Here is a 15,148-nt window from a genome sequence, read left to right on the forward strand (position 1 = left end):
GATCAGTCCTTTCTGAGTGGCACGACGAACCCGTGCCGGGTGAGGTCGAAACGGAAGTCTTCATGCGCCGGCACGTCATCGACGCCGCCGTCGGCCCACGGATGGCAGCGACCGAGTCGGCGCGCCGCGAGCGCGGCACCCTTCACCGCGCCATGCTGCTGCACTGCACCGACCGCATAGGCCGAGCACGAGGGATAGTACCGGCAGACGTCGCCGTAAAGGTGAGAGATCGTGGCCCGATAACCCTGGAGAAACCCGAGCACGAGGTTGCGCGGCACAAGCGGAACGGCTCGCAGGCTGTCCGCGGCATCGAAGTGCGCCACACCTCGCGCATACGACGGCAGCTCGCTCATCGTTCACCTCGCAGGAGTGCGCGCGAGACATCCTCGGCGAGAACACCGAAGGGTGCGACCGCTGCCGGCGGCAATGCCCGCAGCACGACCTGTGTTCCGGGAGTCACGCGAGGCAGCACTTCCGAGGCAACGGCCTTGAGCCGACGCCGAACGGTGTTGCGCGTGACTGCGGTTCCGACCTGTTTGCTCACGATGAAGCCGAAGCGTGTCGGATCGTTCTCGGATGCCGTGGCATAGACGACGAGATTCGGTGTGGCGCGCCGACGACCCCGGCGGACGACGGCACGATAGTCCTCGCCCCGGGTCAGTCGATGGGCCCGCGCGAGCACCGTCGAATGTCAGGCAGAGAGGCTGTCGCGGCCCTTGGCGCGACGCGCCGACAGGATCGCCCGGCCCGCGCGGGTGCGCATGCGGGCACGGAAGCCGTGCTTCTTGGCACGACGGCGGTTGTTGGGCTGGAACGTACGCTTGCTCATGAGATCACTTCCGGATGTGGGTGTCACCGGGATGCTCACACCGGGACGAGGGATCGGGGACGGCCACGAGGGCACAAGTCAACCGACTAAGGGTACGTCGAGACGACACGGAACTCAAACCCGTGTTGCCCCGGCGACGGAGGTTTCCCCAGGCTCATCCACCGATTGGCCTCGACTATCCCCATGTTCATCCACCGCCGGAACAGTCGCCGATACACGGGAATTACAGTGGACTTTGCGCGCTGAAGGGCCGCTGACTACCGTTGCAGCGGAAGTTATCCACAACCGCAGCGGCCCGCCTGTGCCGACGCGTCTCGACCTCAGGGGGACCATGTCCACGCAGGATGAACCCGACGTTCCGATCTGGACCGCGGCACTGGATATCCTGCGCGGCGATGAGCGGATCACTCCGCAACTCGAGGGGTTCCTCAATCTCGCCGTTCCTCAGGGCGTCATCGCGGGAACCCTCTATCTCGACGTCCCCAACGAACTGACCGCCGGGCAGTTCACCAAGCGCATGCGCGCACCGATCCTCGAAGCCCTGTCCTCGGCGGAAGAGGCGGCGGAAGAGGTCACCGCTTTTCGGGTGGTGGTGAACCCCGATCTCAACGAGAGCCAGTTCGCATCCGCGCCACCGGCTCCCGCAGCGGAGCCCATCGCTGCGCACCGGCAAGCGTCTTCTGAGCCTGCGGAGACGATTCCCTCGCGGTCCGACACGCGACTGAACCCGAAGTACACCTTCGACAACTTCGTCATCGGCCAGTCCAACCGCTTCGCGCACGCGGCAGCGGTCGCCGTCGCCGAAGCGCCCGCGAAGGCCTATAACCCGCTGTTCATCTATGGCGACTCGGGGCTGGGAAAGACACACCTGCTCCACGCGATCGGCGACTACGCGATAAACCTCTATGCCGGCATCCACGTCCGCTACGTCTCGAGCGAAGAGTTCACGAACGACTTCATCAACTCCATTGCGAACAATCGCGGTGCCGCATTCCAGGCGCGCTACCGTGACGTCGACATTCTGCTGATCGATGACATCCAGTTCCTGCAGGGACGCGCGGAGACACAGGAAGCCTTCTTCCATACCTTCAACCAGCTGCACGATCACGACAAACAGGTCGTGATCACCAGCGACGTGCCCCCCAAACACCTCACCGGATTCGAAGACCGCATGCGCAGCCGTTTCGAGTGGGGCCTCATCACCGATGTCCAGGCTCCTGACCTCGAGACGCGCATCGCCATCCTGCGCAAGAAGGCTCAGAGTGAGCGCCTGCACATCCCCCACGATGTGCTGGAGTACATCGCCAGCGCCGTGTCATCGAACATCCGTGAACTCGAAGGTGCGCTCATCCGTGTGTCGGCCTTCGCCAGCCTCAACCGCTCCACGCTTGACATGAGCCTTGCGCAGACCGTTCTGCGCGACATCATCGATCAGGACGATGCGAACGTGGTGTCACCGACCGACATCATCGCCGCGACGGCGAACTACTTCAAACTCTCCGTGGACGACCTGTACGGATCCAGCAGATCGCAGGCCGTCGCCACCGCGCGTCAGATCGCGATGTACCTGTGCCGAGAGCGCACGAGTCTGTCCCTCCCCAAGATCGGGCAGCTCTTTGGAAACCGCGACCACACCACGGTCATGTACGCCTATAAGAAGATCAGCGATCTGATGAAAGAACGACGCTCGATCTACAACCAGGTTTCCGAGATCACCGCTCAGCTCGGCCGCGCCGGCCGCTGAACAGCGGGATCATTCCGATCGACTTGACAGCAGTGGGTCGACAGGCCAATATGTCCGTTTCCCACAGTGTGAATAACTTGTGGATAAGTGTGAGCGACGAGGCTTTACCTGTGAGTCCGCACGGCAGATCCTGTGGAAGAGAGCATTCGCGTCGACGCCCTCGCGCCTGACGAACCGCGCCTCATCCTCAGCCCGTCCACAAATCACACAGATGTCGTTTCCGCTGTTTGCGCGGGAACTCGGGAATCATCCACAGTTTCCACAGCGGTTAACACCATGACGAGTCTTTCTCTTTTCTCAATGGTGATTCGATCACCGACTCCCACAGGCGACTCACCGAGCCGACATCCCTGACTTCGGCAATCACGCTTGAAGAACGAGAAGATGTGGGCACTAGCATGGGAGAGCCCAACAGGATGTCGAGGGAGCGCGCGTGAGGTTCGAAGTCAACCGCGATGTGTTCAGCGAGGCGGTGTCGTTCGTCGTCAAGCTGCTGCCACAACGCAATCCTCAGCCGATCCTGGCGGGCGTTCTGATCGAGGCGTCCGATGAGGGACTGACCTTCTCGGCGTTCGACTACGAGGCCTCGGCGCGCACCCGGATCGACGCGACAGTCGAGAGCCCAGGGACGATCCTCGTCCACGGCCGGCTGCTCTCGGACATTGCGAGCCGCCTGCCGAACGCGCCCGTCACGGTCGAGGTCGATGAGGACGGCGGGATTCTGCTGCGCTGCGGATCCGCACGGTTCACCCTGGCCTCGATGCCGGTGCAGGAATACCCGGCCATTCCTGAGATCAGCGGTGAATCGGGTGTCGTACCGGCTGAGGACTTCGCCACGGCCATCTCGCAGGTTGCGTTCGCCGCGTCGCGGGACGATGTCACTCCTGTTCTCACCGGCGTCCAACTCGAGGCCACCGGCAACAGCCTGAGCCTCGTCGCAACCGACCGGTACCGCGTCGCACTGCGGGAGATTCCGTGGGATGGCGGCACCGTGGCCTCCGACGAAACGGCAACGGCTCTGGTTCCGGCCCGCACACTCATCGAGGTCGGAAAGACCTTCGCCCACTCGGGCCAGATCGCGATCTCGTTCTCGGGCAGCGGCGATCGCGAGATCATCGCCTTCACCGCCGGGAACAAGACCGTCACTTCGCTGCTGATCAAGGGGAATTTCCCTCCCGTCCGGCGCCTCTTCCCCGAGCAGTCAGATCACCAGGCCGTCGTGAGTACCAGCGATCTCGCCGAAGCCGTGCGACGCGTTTCGCTTGTCCTGGACCGCTCCGCACCGCTGCGGTTCACATTCGGTGTCGACGGCGTGGGGATGGAGGCTGCCGGAACCGAGCAGGCGCGAGCGACGGAGTCGGTGGATGCCACTCTCAACGGCGACGAGGTCACTCTCGGGTTGAATCCGCAGTATCTGTTGGAGTCGCTTGCCGCTGTGCGCAGCGAGTTCGTCAGGATCACCTTCACCTCCTCGGACAACGCCAACAAGCTCAGCCCGGTGCTGGTCACGGCTCAGACCTCGGTCGACAAGTCGGGTGAGGACACCTTCAAGTACCTGCTACAGCCGAACCTGCTGCTGCGCTGAGTGATGACGGTCCACGCGACGCTGTCTCGACGCGGAGGTAGTCTGGCGCGATGATCGTCGAGCGGCTCAGTCTCACCGACTTCCGCAACTACGGCACCGCCGATCTTGACCTGTTCCCAGGGCCCAATGTCTTCGTCGGCCGCAACGGTCAGGGGAAGACGAATCTCATCGAGGCGATCGGGTTTCTCGCGACGCTCGGCTCTCATCGGGTCTCGCAAGACGCACCGATGGTGCGGGACGGTGCACAAGCAGCGATCATCCGGTCGCGGCTGGCGCACGGCGAGCGGAGGATCACGCTCGAGGTGCAGGTCAACCGGCAGGGGTCGAACCGCGCGCGGGTGAACGGCACCAACGTGCGCACCTCCGAACTGACGCGATATGCGCACGTCGTCCTTTTTGCGCCGGAGGATCTTCAGATCGTGCGGGGCGACCCTTCATCGCGACGGAGGTTCGCGGATCAACTGCTGATCCAGCGAGCCCCCCGGATGTCAGCCACGCTCGCGGACTACGACCGGGTGTTGAAGCAGCGCAGCGCACTGCTGAAGTCCGCGCGACAGCGGGGTGTGCGCGGCGCGGGTCTTTCCACTCTGGATGTCTGGGACGACAAGCTCGTCGCGCTCGGCACGGAGATCATCCGTGCGCGCGCGGCGCTGATCGACGCACTTCACCAGCCTCTCGCTCAGGCGTACAGCGCGATCGCCGGTGCGGATCACTCGCCGGCGGCGAGCTGGCAGCTCTCGGTCGATGCTGCAGAGGACGACGGTGAGGGCGACCGAGAGCGCGACTGGTCGGCGGACAGTATTGCCGCGCGGTTTCGGGAGGCGCTGCGGGTGCGACGCGGGGAGGAACTGGACCGCGCAGTGAATCTGGTGGGTCCTCATCGTGACGATCTCCTGCTGACCGTGCGAAGTCTGCCGGTGCGCGGTTACGCATCGCACGGGGAATCGTGGTCGGTGGCACTCGCGTTGCGGCTGGCCTCGGCGCGCCTGCTGCGGGCGGAGTCCATGGTGGGCGATCCCATCGTGATCCTCGACGATGTGTTCGCCGAGCTCGACGCAGGACGGCGGGCGCGATTGGCATCCGTCGTCGCGGACTTCGAACAGGTGCTGGTCACTGCCGCCGTCGGCGCCGACGTGCCCTCGGAATTGCGCGCGCGCGAGGTGTACGTGGAGGCCGGAACACTCGTCCGTGTCGCGGAGGGCTCCGAGGATGACTGATCCCGTCGACGGCGCCGAGATCCCCGAGACGGTGGCCACGTACCTGCGCCTTCGTGGCCTTGCGCCCTCTGCGCGCAGGACGCGTTCTCGAAAGAGGCGTACCGATACCGAACACGAGCCGTTCACCCCGGGGCGGGATCCGCGAGGAGTGGGTGATGTCCTTTCGGACCTCACCCGCAGCGCCGGCTGGGACGCGCAGCTCGCCCGCGAGGATGTCGTCCGCACCTGGCAGGACGTGGCCGGTGCGGAGACCGCCGCCCACACCCACCCGGTCAGCTTCACCGACGGCACTCTTGTGATTCAGGCCGACTCGACGGCGTGGGCCAAGCAGCTCCAGATCATGCGTTCGCAGATCCTCACGGAGATCATCCGCCGCTTCCCTGACGCGGGTGTCGTGAGCATCCGGTTCATCGGACCAGACGTTCCCTCCTGGAAATGGGGCCCCAGAGCCGTTCCAGGCCGCGGTCCACGCGATACCTACGGATAAGACACGTCCGGGGACGTCGCTCGGAATTTTGTCGCGCCACAGGGCCTCAGAACTCGTCACACCCGTGAGCGGGCAGATAGAATGTGAACTCACCGATTCGTCGAATGGGAGCGCCTATCACCATGCCACCTGAGACTCCTGGAAGCGCTTCCGAAGAGCCGGTAGCCCCCACCCGCGTACAGAACGAGTACGGTGCCGACGCGATCCAGGTGCTCGAAGGCCTGGAAGCGGTGCGCAAGCGCCCCGGAATGTACATCGGTTCCACCGGTGAACGCGGACTCCACCACCTCGTGTACGAGATCGTCGACAACTCCGTCGATGAGGCCTTGGCCGGCTACTGCGACACCATCGATGTGGCGATCCTCGAAGACGGTGCCGTGCGGGTCATCGACAACGGCCGCGGGATCCCCGTCGACATGCACCGCACCGAGGGGAAGTCGACCGTCGAGGTCGTTCTCACCGTGCTGCACGCGGGCGGAAAATTCGGTGGCGGAGGCTACGCCGTCTCGGGGGGTCTCCACGGCGTCGGGTCATCGGTCGTGAACGCGCTCTCGACGCGTCTCGAAGTCGAGGTGCACCGCCAGGGCCATGTGTGGCGCCAGTCCTTCCGAGAGGGAGGACAGCCGCTTGCCCCGCTCTCGCAGGACGAGGCGAGTGAGAAGACCGGAACGACCATCACGTTCTGGCCGGATGCCACGATCTTCGACACCGTCGATTTCGACTACGACACGCTGCGCACGCGCTTCCAGCAGATGGCCTTCCTCAACAAGGGACTGCGCATCCGTCTGCGTGACGAGCGCCCGGCGTCGGCCTACGTCATCGACGGAGAGGACGGCACCGCCCAGACACGTCAGCCCCACGATGACTTCCTCTATGAGCGCGGACTCGTCGACTACGTCGAATACCTCAACAAGGTGCGCAAGTCGGATGTCGTCAACGAAGAGATCATCGAGGTCGATTCCGAGGACACCGACCGCCACATCTCCCTGGAACTGGCCATGCAGTGGACCACCAGCTACACGGAGAACGTGTTCACCTTCGCGAACACCATCAACACACACGAGGGTGGCACCCACGAAGAAGGCTTCCGCGCCGCACTGACGACGCTCGTGAACCGGTACGCCCGGGCACAGAACCTGCTGAAGGACAAGGACGACAACCTCACGGGTGAAGACATCCGTGAAGGGTTGACGGCTGTCATTTCGATCAAGCTCTCTGAGCCACAGTTCGAAGGTCAGACCAAGACCAAGCTCGGCAACACCGAGGCGAAGGCGTTCGTACAAAAGGTCGTCGGCGACCAGATCGGTGATTGGTTCGACCGCAACCCCGCGCAGGCCAAGAACATCATCCGCAAGGCCATCGATGCGGCATCCGCGCGGATGGCAGCACGCAAGGCCCGCGAGACCGCACGGCGGAAGTCCGTGTTCGAGTCCGCGGCGATGCCCGACAAGCTCAAGGACTGCGTCTCGAAAGATCCCACGATCAGCGAGATCTTCCTCGTGGAGGGTGACTCCGCGGGCGGATCCGCCGTCGGTGGTCGCGACCCGCACACCCAGGCGATCCTGGCGTTGCGCGGCAAGATCCTCAACGTCGAGCGCGCACGTTTGGACCGTGCTCTGGGCAATAAGGAAGTCCAGGCCATGATCTCCGCCTTCGGCACGGGCATCGGAGAGGACTTCGACATCTCCAAGGCGCGCTATCACAAGATCGTGCTCATGACGGATGCCGACGTCGACGGGCAGCACATCACGACACTCCTGCTGACGCTGTTGTTCCGCTACATGCGCGGTCTCATCGAGGCCGGTTTCGTCTACCTGGCCCAACCGCCGCTCTACCGCTTGAAGTGGTCGAACTCTCCCCACGAATACGTCTACAGCGACCGGGAACGCGACGCGTTCCTCGCCGAGGGCACTGCAGCGGGCAAGCGGATCCCCAAGGACAATGCGATCCAGCGATACAAGGGTCTCGGCGAGATGAACGCCGAGGAGCTGTGGGAGACGACGATGGATCCGGCCACCCGGACCCTGCGCCAGGTGACGATCGACGACGCGGCGTCCGCAGACGAGATCTTCTCGATCCTGATGGGAGAGGACGTCGAGTCCCGACGCGGCTTCATCCAGCGCAACGCCAAAGACGTCCGCTTCCTGGACATCTGAGCGACGAAGTAGAAGCGACGAAGTAGAGAAGTAGATGGCTGACGAACAACGCCCCGAGCCCGTCCACGATCACGGACGGATCGACCAGGTAGACCTGCAGCTCGAGATGCAGCGCTCCTATCTCGACTACGCGATGAGCGTGATCGTGGGACGAGCATTGCCCGACGTTCGCGACGGACTCAAGCCCGTGCACCGTCGCGTGATCTACGGGATGTACGACGGCGGCTACCGTCCCGACAAGTCGTTCTCGAAGTGCTCGCGCGTCGTCGGCGAGGTCATGGGGCAGTACCACCCGCACGGTGACTCGGCGATCTACGACACTCTCGTCCGCCTCGTGCAGCCCTGGGCGCTGCGCTACCCGCTGGCATTGGGACAGGGCAACTTCGGGACCCCGGGAAACCAGGGCGCGGCGGCCCCCCGATACACCGAGACCAAGATGGCTCCCCTCGCGCTCGAGATGGTGCGCGATATCGAGGAAGAGACCGTCGACTTCCAGGACAACTACGACGGCCAGACGCAGGAGCCGATCGTTCTGCCCGCGCGGTTCCCGAACCTGCTGGTCAACGGATCGGTCGGAATCGCCGTCGGCATGGCCACGAACATCCCGCCGCACAACCTGCGCGAGGTCGCTTCGGGCGCGCTGTGGGCGCTGGACAATCCGGATGCCTCCCGCGAGGAACTGCTCGAGGGCCTGATGGAGCGCATCCCCGGGCCCGACTTCCCGACCGCCGCCCAGATCCTCGGGACCAAGGGAATCAAAGAGGCCTATCGCACCGGTCGGGGATCGATCACCATGCGCGCCGTCGTCGGCGTCGAAGAGATCCAGGGCCGCACATGCCTGGTCATCACCGAACTGCCCTACCAGGTCAACCCGGACAATGTCGCGGTCAAGATCGGCGACCTCGCTCGCGAAGGAAAGATCACCGGGATCGCCGACATCCGTGATGAGAGCTCGGGCCGGACCGGACAGCGGCTGGTCATCGTGCTCAAGCGGGATGCGGTCGCGAAGGTCGTGCTCAACAACCTGTACAAGCACACCCAGCTGCAGGAGAACTTCGGCGCGAACATGCTCGCGATCGTCGACGGCGTGCCGCGCACGCTGTCCCTGGACGGCTTCATCTCGTACTGGATCGATCACCAGATCGAGGTCATCGTCCGCCGGACGCGCTTCCGCCTCCGCAAGGCCGAAGAGCGTATGCACATCCTGCGCGGATATCTGAAGGCGCTCGACGCGCTCGACGAGGTCATCGCGCTGATCCGTCGTTCGGCGACGGTGGATGATGCCCGCGACGGGCTCAAGAAGCTGCTGGAGATCGATGATCTCCAGGCCGATGCGATCCTGCAGATGCAGCTGCGTCGTCTGGCTGCACTCGAACGGCAGAAAATCATCGACGAAGCCACGGAGCTGGAGGCCCAGATCGCCGACTTCCGGCAGATTCTGGCCGATCCGTCCCGCCAGCGCAGCATCATCCGCGATGAGCTCACGGCGATCGTCGACCGTTTCGGTGATGACCGGCGCACCCAGATCCTGCACGGCTTCGACGGCGACATGTCGATCGAGGACCTCATCCCCGAAGAGGAGATGGTCATCACCGTCACCCGCGGGGGGTACATCAAGCGCACCCGCAGTGACAACTACCGCTCGCAGCACCGCGGAGGCAAGGGCGTCAAGGGTGCCCAGCTGCGTGCCGACGACGTCGTCGAGCACCTCTTCGTCACGACGACCCACCACTGGCTGCTGTTCTTCACGACAAAGGGCCGCGTTTACCGGGCCAAAGCCTATGAGGTCGCAGAGGCCAGTCGCGACGCCAAGGGCCAGCATGTCGCCAACCTGCTGGCGCTGCAGCCTGACGAGGAGATCGCCCAGGTTCTCGACATCCGCGACTACCAGACCGCGCCGTACCTGGTGCTCGCCACCCGCGCCGGCCTGGTCAAGAAGACGCGATTGACCGAGTACGACACCAATCGCCAGGGCGGTGTGATCGCGATCAAGTTGCGTGAGGGTGACGAGCTGGTCAGCGCGATGTTGGTCGCCGAAGAGGACCACCTGCTGCTGGTCAGCCGCCACGGTATGTCGCTGCGGTTCGCGGCGACCGATGGCGCACTGCGACCGATGGGACGGTCAACGGAAGGCGTCAAGGGAATGTCTTTCCGGGGCGACGACAGCCTGCTGTCTGCGCGGGTCGTCACCGAGAGCGGATTCGTCTTCGTGATGACCGAGGGCGGGTATGCCAAGCGCACGGCGATCGAGCACTACCGTGAGCAGGGACGAGGAGGTCTGGGCATCAAGGTCGCCAAGCTCTCCGACGATCGGGGCGATTTGGCGGGCGGTCTGATCGTGTCTGAGGACGACGAGGTCTTGGTGGTTCTTGCCAGCGGCAAAGTGGTACGCTCTGCCGTGGCTGAGGTCCCGGCGAAGGGACGCGACACGATGGGTGTCGTCTTCGCCCGGCCTGATGAGCAGGATCGCATCATCGCGGTCGCCCGGAACGGTGAGCGAGGCCTGGCGGAAAGTCCCGCCGAGACGGCTGATGACGCCGCATCCCCCCAGACCCCTGAAGAAAGCTCTGACGCATGACCACGGTTGCCGACAAACTCGCGAAGAAGTCCTCGAGTCGGACGACGACGAAGCAGGTGCGACTGCGCCTGGTCTACATCGACTTCTGGTCGGCGGTGAAGCTGTCGTTCCTGGCCGCCATCGCGGTGGCTATCGCAACAGTCGTGTTCTTTCTCATGATCTTCTTCATCCTCCAGTCGACCGGGCTGATCGCTCAGGCCGATGAATTCATCGGTAGCTTCACCGACAACACCTTCTCGCTGTCGCAGGTGCTTTCCCTCCCGCAGGTGATGGCGTTCTCGGCGATCGTGGCGATCCTGAACCTCGTCGTGGTGACGGTGCTCGGCGCGGTCTTCGCCGGAATCTACAACCTCGCGGTCAAGGTGACCGGCGGACTGCTGGTCGGTTTCACCTCGAACTGACCTTCCACGACGAAGGCCGACGCGAACGCTCGCGTCGGCCTTCGTCGTTCGAGGGCATCGACCTCTCAGACGACGGTCGTGCCCAGCAGCGTTCCGAGTAGCCACGTCGCTACGAGCGCGATCGCGCCACCCACGATCAGGCGAACGACAGCGAGTCCCTTGCGCGACCCGCCCAAGTGGGCAGATATGGTGCCGGTCACAGCGAGCGCCACGAGCACAGCAGCGAACGTGACCGGAACACGCCACTCCGGTGGCGGCAGCAGGATCGCGATCAACGGCAGGAGTGCGCCGAGTGTGAACGCCACAGCGGAGGAAAACGCGGCCTGCCATGGGTTGACCAGGTCTTCCTGGTCAATGTGCAGCTCCACCTCGAGATGGGCGGCAAGTGCATCGTGCGCGGTGAGCTCCTCGGCGACCTTCTGCGCCGTCGCCCTGGTGAGACCACGCTCCTGGTAGAGCAGGGTGAGCTCCTCAAGCTCTTCCTCGGGCATCTCCACCAGTTCGCGCTTCTCTTTCTCGATGAGGGCGCGCTCGCTGTCACGCTGGCTGCTCACCGAGACGTACTCGCCGAGCGCCATCGACACGGCGCCACCGACGAGACCGGCGACACCGGCCAACAGCAGCGCGGGCGTGTCGGTGGTCGCGCCGGCGACACCCACCACGAGTGAGGCGACGGACACAATGCCGTCGTTGGCACCCAGAACCCCCGCTCTCAGCCAGTTCAACCGTTGGCTGACATTGCTGCCGTGCTCTTCCCCGGCGTGTGTCACTTCCGTCACCTTGCTAGTCAACTCTCCGATGAACCCCCCGGGCAACGAAGGGTTGGCTACGCGAAGATGAACGCAGGGATCGAGAGGACGGACACCGATTCGTCAAATGCCGGGATGTTCGGGTAAAGTCTTGGAGGTTGACGACGCAAGCGTCGCAACGAGCGGGGCTATAGCTCAGGCGGTTAGAGCGCTTCACTGATAATGAAGAGGTCCCAGGTTCAAGTCCTGGTAGCCCCACGCTGGTCCCGGGGCCTTAGCTCAGTTGGTAGAGCGCCTGCTTTGCAAGCAGGATGTCAGGAGTTCGAATCTCCTAGGCTCCACAGTTTCCTCTCCTCTCGCGACTGTCGCGTATCGTGTGCGCATGGACATGCGGGTAGCGGCGTACGCGATCATCCTCGATCAGGACTCCCGCATCCTGCTGGCGCACTGGAACGAGGGCGGCGCGTCCGGCTGGACTCTGCCCGGCGGCGGACTCGAAGCCGGCGAAGCGCCTGAGGTCGCGGCCCGCCGCGAAGTCCACGAAGAGACCGGTTATCGTGTCTCGATCGGCGAGCTGCTCGGAATCCACTCGCGGGTGATCCCGGCGCATCAGCGCTTCGCCGGTGCCGCATCCCCGCTGCACGCTCTGCGCATCGTGTATCGCGCCGACGTCACCGGTGGAAAGTTGCGCCACGAGATCGGCGGGTCGACGGACCGGGCCGACTGGTTCGCGCTGTCCGAGGTCAGAACACTCAAGCGCGTCAGCCTCGTCAACATCGGGCTGCGCATGGCTGAGCTGGGTCAGTACGCCAAGTAGCCTCACGACGGAGAGCCGGTACCCGAGTCATCGGGTACCGGCTCTCGAGGTCGGTCTGATTACGCGTCGGGTGCCCGGAGCGGGTCGTCCGCGACCCACAGCTCGTCGTCCGCGCGCAGCGTCTGCCACGCGGCGTAGAGGATGCCGGCAGCGGCGAGTGCGCCGAGGACGATAGCGAAAACACCGCCGACGCCGATGCCCGACTTCTTCTCAGGCACGAGGGCGAGCTTCTTGCTGAGCTTGGCGGCGACATCTGTGCCGTACTTGTCAGCGAGTTTCGCGTATGTCTTGGCGTCGGGCGCCTCGAGGCCGCGTCCGGCAGCCAGTTTCGCGCGTGTCTCGTTCGCGGCATCCCAGGCGGACATCGCGGAACCGACGACGACACCTGTCGCGGGGACGACCTTGTCGGCCAGGAACGACTTCGACGAGGCGACGCCCTTGGCCAGGTACGGCGCCGCGTAGGTGCCGTAGGCGGACTTCATACCCGGAACGACCTGCTCGCGCTGGTAGTTCCCCAGCTGACGGCCGGCCTCGCGGGCGACGGCGGCGGCATCTCCCAGCAGCGCCTGCTGCGATTCCCACAGGCCGTTGGCCTGCTTCTGGAGCGTGCGGAGTTGCTTCTTGCGCTTGCGGCTCAGGCTCACGGGGCCCTCCCTGTCGTTGGGACGTGGTGAATCCCATCTTGCCACGCGCTCCGCGTTCTCAAAGCTCTCCCCAGGGAACTCTGAAAGAATGTGGGCATGCCTGCACCCACCGCTGTCGCCACCGTCCACACCAACCTGGGTGACATCGTCATCAACCTCTACGGTGACCACGCCCCGCGCACCGTCCAGAACTTCATCGGACTCTCGGACGGAACCGGCGAGTGGACCGATCCCACCACCGGCAAGCCCGGCGAGGGCGCCCTGTACACGGACGTGATCTTCCACCGCATCATCAAGGGCTTCATGATCCAGGGTGGCGACCCGCTCGGACAGGGCACCGGCGGCCCCGGCTACACCTTCAATGACGAGATCTCGCCCGAGCTGACCTTCACCGAGCCCTACAAGCTCGCCATGGCCAACGCGGGCCTGCGCCGCAACGCGATCACCGGCCGTCCCGAGGGAACCAACGGTTCACAGTTCTTCATCACGGTCCCCGGCCAGGGCGGGCGCGGTCCCGAATGGCTTCAGGGCAAGCACACGATCTTCGGCGAGGTCGCCGACGAGGAGTCCAAGGCCGTCGTCGACGCGATCAGTGCCGTCGCGACCGGTGCCGCCGACCGTCCGATCGAGCCGGTCGTCATCTCCTCGATCGACATCGCCGCACTCTGACGCTGCCGGGCAGTGACGACCTCCGAGGAGTTCCGTCAGAACCGGGACAACTTCTGCTATCGGCATCCTGATCGGCAGAGCTTCGTGCTCTGTCAGCGGTGTCTGCGCACCATCTGCCCGCAGTGCCAGACGCAGGGCGCGGTCGGCGTCATCTGTCCAGAGTGCATGAAGGAGCAGCGGGCCTCGCAGTCCCCCGCTCAGCGCAAGGCGCAGCGACGGTGGGTCCGCGGTCCGGTGGCGGTGGGAACGCAGCGTCCGACCGCGACGTATGTCATCATCGCGATCACGGCCGCGGCCTTCGTGCTGCAACTGTTCTTCCCCGCCTTCGAGAACGCCCTCGCCTTCAACAGTGCGTATGTGATCCCCTCCGTCGCCTTCGAACCGTGGCGGCTGCTGACCTCGGTGTTCCTGCACTCGAGTTTCTGGCACATCGGGCTGAACATGCTTGCGCTGTGGATGATCGGGCGCTCACTCGAGCCGCTCCTCGGTCACACGCGCTTCGTGGTGCTCTATCTGCTCTCCGGGCTCGGCGGATCGGTCGGTGTCGCTCTGCTGGCGCCGGGGATCTGGGTGGTCGGCGCGTCCGGAGCCGTCTTCGGCCTGCTCGGCGCGCTCCTGGTGATCGGACGGCACATCGGGGCGAACATCACGGGCATCCTGATCGTTCTGGGTCTGAATCTGGTGATCGGATTCCTGCCCGGCTACAACATCGCGTGGCAGGCCCACGTCGGTGGCCTCGTCGTGGGAGGTCTCATCGGACTGATCTACGCCGGCACGCGTACCCGCAACGCGCGCGTTCTGCAGATCTCTCTGTTGGTCGCCGTCGGTGTCGCGTTGCTGGCGCTGCTGATCATCCCCGCGGTCTTCTACGTCTGACCGACGTGGAAACTGTCCACAGATTCATCCACACCTGGGGATGAATCACACGTGTGTAATTCGCCGTGGCTCAGTTGTGTAATTCGCGGTTCTCAGTGATGCACGGTGCGTGGTGGGGCGTCGTCAACGCCACCGCGTCGTCATGAGGAAGCCCACGAACGCGATGCCGAACCCGATGACGAGGTTCCATGCGTCGATGCCCGGGATCGGGTATTGCATGCCGCTGATGTAGAAGACGAGGACCCACACGAGGCCGACGAGCATCAGCCCGATCATGACGGGCTTGAACCAGACCGGGTTCGGAGCCGCCTCGGAGTCGCTCTGCTCGACGAGAGGTTCTTCGTCCTTGCTGGATCGTGCCATGGCGGACAGTCTACCTGCCAGGCTGAGCACAGC

General features: G+C 64.5%; 16 protein-coding genes and 2 tRNA genes. 12 read left to right on the top strand and 6 right to left on the bottom strand.

Features of this window, described 5'->3' with window-relative positions; genetic code table 11:
• Positions 1–2: 2 nt before the first annotated feature.
• From yidD to rpmH, 3 genes are read right to left on the bottom strand one after another with little or no spacing between them, the layout of a single operon-like run.
• Complete coding sequence (gene yidD / locus ABD206_RS10860) at positions 3–353, bottom strand: membrane protein insertion efficiency factor YidD (protein WP_344072420.1); 351 nt, start codon at positions 351–353, stop codon at positions 3–5.
• Complete coding sequence (gene rnpA / locus ABD206_RS10865; RefSeq protein ID WP_344072422.1) at positions 350–682, bottom strand: ribonuclease P protein component; 333 nt, start codon at positions 680–682, stop codon at positions 350–352. The genes yidD and rnpA overlap by 4 nt, the downstream gene beginning before the upstream one ends.
• A gap of 9 nt (positions 683–691) precedes the next feature.
• Complete coding sequence (rpmH, locus tag ABD206_RS10870; RefSeq protein ID WP_344072424.1) at positions 692–829, bottom strand: 50S ribosomal protein L34; 138 nt, start codon at positions 827–829, stop codon at positions 692–694.
• Positions 830–1,160: 331 nt separating this feature from the next.
• Here rpmH and dnaA point away from each other — a divergent pair, with 331 nt between their 5' ends.
• The 7 genes from dnaA to ABD206_RS10905 all read left to right on the top strand — a co-directional run bounded on the left by dnaA (position 1,161) and on the right by ABD206_RS10905 (position 10,997).
• Complete coding sequence (dnaA, locus tag ABD206_RS10875; protein ID WP_344072426.1) at positions 1,161–2,573, top strand: chromosomal replication initiator protein DnaA; 1,413 nt, start codon at positions 1,161–1,163, stop codon at positions 2,571–2,573.
• Positions 2,574–3,006: 433 nt separating this feature from the next.
• Complete coding sequence (gene dnaN, locus ABD206_RS10880) at positions 3,007–4,158, top strand: DNA polymerase III subunit beta (protein ID WP_344072428.1); 1,152 nt, start codon at positions 3,007–3,009, stop codon at positions 4,156–4,158.
• A gap of 50 nt (positions 4,159–4,208) precedes the next feature.
• Positions 4,209–5,375, top strand: coding sequence for a DNA replication/repair protein RecF (gene recF / locus ABD206_RS10885; RefSeq protein WP_344072430.1), 1,167 nt, complete (start codon positions 4,209–4,211; stop codon positions 5,373–5,375).
• Entirely contained in the window at positions 5,368–5,862 is a 495-nt protein-coding gene (locus tag ABD206_RS10890; RefSeq protein ID WP_344072432.1) for a DciA family protein, read from the top strand. Before recF ends, ABD206_RS10890 begins: the two co-directional genes overlap by 8 nt.
• A gap of 122 nt (positions 5,863–5,984) precedes the next feature.
• Complete coding sequence (gene gyrB, locus ABD206_RS10895; RefSeq protein ID WP_344072434.1) at positions 5,985–8,018, top strand: DNA topoisomerase (ATP-hydrolyzing) subunit B; 2,034 nt, start codon at positions 5,985–5,987, stop codon at positions 8,016–8,018.
• Positions 8,019–8,052: 34 nt separating this feature from the next.
• Positions 8,053–10,596: a DNA gyrase subunit A gene (gyrA, locus tag ABD206_RS10900; protein ID WP_344072436.1), complete on the top strand. Its 2,544-nt coding sequence runs from the start codon at positions 8,053–8,055 to the stop codon at positions 10,594–10,596.
• A complete protein-coding gene (locus tag ABD206_RS10905) occupies positions 10,593–10,997 on the top strand; it encodes a DUF3566 domain-containing protein (protein WP_344072439.1) in 405 nt (134 codons plus the stop codon). Before gyrA ends, ABD206_RS10905 begins: the two co-directional genes overlap by 4 nt.
• A gap of 65 nt (positions 10,998–11,062) precedes the next feature.
• Here ABD206_RS10905 and ABD206_RS10910 read toward each other — a convergent pair whose 3' ends face one another.
• Positions 11,063–11,788 (bottom strand): VIT1/CCC1 transporter family protein, encoded by a 726-nt coding sequence (locus tag ABD206_RS10910; protein ID WP_425561193.1) that lies wholly within the window; start codon positions 11,786–11,788, stop codon positions 11,063–11,065.
• A 142-nt stretch (positions 11,789–11,930) separates the two neighbouring features.
• On the opposite strand from ABD206_RS10910, the gene ABD206_RS10915 reads away from it, so the two are divergent.
• The 3 genes from ABD206_RS10915 to ABD206_RS10925 all read left to right on the top strand — a co-directional run bounded on the left by ABD206_RS10915 (position 11,931) and on the right by ABD206_RS10925 (position 12,563).
• Positions 11,931–12,004 (top strand) — tRNA-Ile (locus tag ABD206_RS10915).
• 10 nt (positions 12,005–12,014) lie between these two features.
• A tRNA-Ala gene (locus ABD206_RS10920) sits at positions 12,015–12,087 on the top strand.
• A 41-nt stretch (positions 12,088–12,128) separates the two neighbouring features.
• Entirely contained in the window at positions 12,129–12,563 is a 435-nt protein-coding gene (locus ABD206_RS10925; RefSeq protein ID WP_344072443.1) for an NUDIX hydrolase, read from the top strand.
• Between the two features lie 59 nt (positions 12,564–12,622).
• Here the strand turns inward: ABD206_RS10925 and ABD206_RS10930 are convergent, their stop codons facing one another.
• Positions 12,623–13,207 carry a DNA helicase gene (locus ABD206_RS10930; RefSeq protein WP_344072444.1) on the bottom strand — a complete coding sequence of 195 codons (585 nt, stop codon included), beginning with the start codon at positions 13,205–13,207 and terminating at the stop codon, positions 12,623–12,625.
• A 96-nt stretch (positions 13,208–13,303) separates the two neighbouring features.
• Here ABD206_RS10930 and ABD206_RS10935 point away from each other — a divergent pair, with 96 nt between their 5' ends.
• Complete coding sequence (locus ABD206_RS10935) at positions 13,304–13,876, top strand: peptidylprolyl isomerase (RefSeq protein WP_344072445.1); 573 nt, start codon at positions 13,304–13,306, stop codon at positions 13,874–13,876.
• A 12-nt stretch (positions 13,877–13,888) separates the two neighbouring features.
• Complete coding sequence (locus ABD206_RS10940) at positions 13,889–14,752, top strand: rhomboid family intramembrane serine protease (RefSeq protein WP_344072446.1); 864 nt, start codon at positions 13,889–13,891, stop codon at positions 14,750–14,752.
• Positions 14,753–14,875: 123 nt separating this feature from the next.
• On the opposite strand, the gene ABD206_RS10945 is transcribed toward ABD206_RS10940, so the two are convergent.
• The gene (locus tag ABD206_RS10945) at positions 14,876–15,115 is read right to left on the bottom strand and encodes a cell division protein CrgA (RefSeq protein WP_344072447.1); all 240 of its coding nucleotides are present in this window, start codon (positions 15,113–15,115) and stop codon (positions 14,876–14,878) included.
• Positions 15,116–15,148: the final 33 nt, after the last annotated feature.

The sequence above is a fragment of the Microbacterium sediminicola genome (assembly GCF_039531125.1).
Taxonomy (GTDB): Bacteria; Actinomycetota; Actinomycetes; order Actinomycetales; family Microbacteriaceae; genus Microbacterium; species Microbacterium sediminicola.

Coding starts and splice junctions, on each gene's coding strand:
- yidD (WP_344072420.1), bottom strand. CDS start 353: ATGAGCGAGCTGCCGTCGTATGCGCGAGGTGTGGCGCACTTCGATGCC.
- rpmH (WP_344072424.1), bottom strand. CDS start 829: ATGAGCAAGCGTACGTTCCAGCCCAACAACCGCCGTCGTGCCAAGAAG.
- dnaA (WP_344072426.1), top strand. CDS start 1,161: ATGTCCACGCAGGATGAACCCGACGTTCCGATCTGGACCGCGGCACTG.
- recF (WP_344072430.1), top strand. CDS start 4,209: ATGATCGTCGAGCGGCTCAGTCTCACCGACTTCCGCAACTACGGCACC.
- ABD206_RS10890 (WP_344072432.1), top strand. CDS start 5,368: ATGACTGATCCCGTCGACGGCGCCGAGATCCCCGAGACGGTGGCCACG.
- gyrB (WP_344072434.1), top strand. CDS start 5,985: ATGCCACCTGAGACTCCTGGAAGCGCTTCCGAAGAGCCGGTAGCCCCC.
- gyrA (WP_344072436.1), top strand. CDS start 8,053: ATGGCTGACGAACAACGCCCCGAGCCCGTCCACGATCACGGACGGATC.
- ABD206_RS10905 (WP_344072439.1), top strand. CDS start 10,593: ATGACCACGGTTGCCGACAAACTCGCGAAGAAGTCCTCGAGTCGGACG.
- ABD206_RS10925 (WP_344072443.1), top strand. CDS start 12,129: ATGGACATGCGGGTAGCGGCGTACGCGATCATCCTCGATCAGGACTCC.
- ABD206_RS10935 (WP_344072445.1), top strand. CDS start 13,304: ATGCCTGCACCCACCGCTGTCGCCACCGTCCACACCAACCTGGGTGAC.
- ABD206_RS10945 (WP_344072447.1), bottom strand. CDS start 15,115: ATGGCACGATCCAGCAAGGACGAAGAACCTCTCGTCGAGCAGAGCGAC.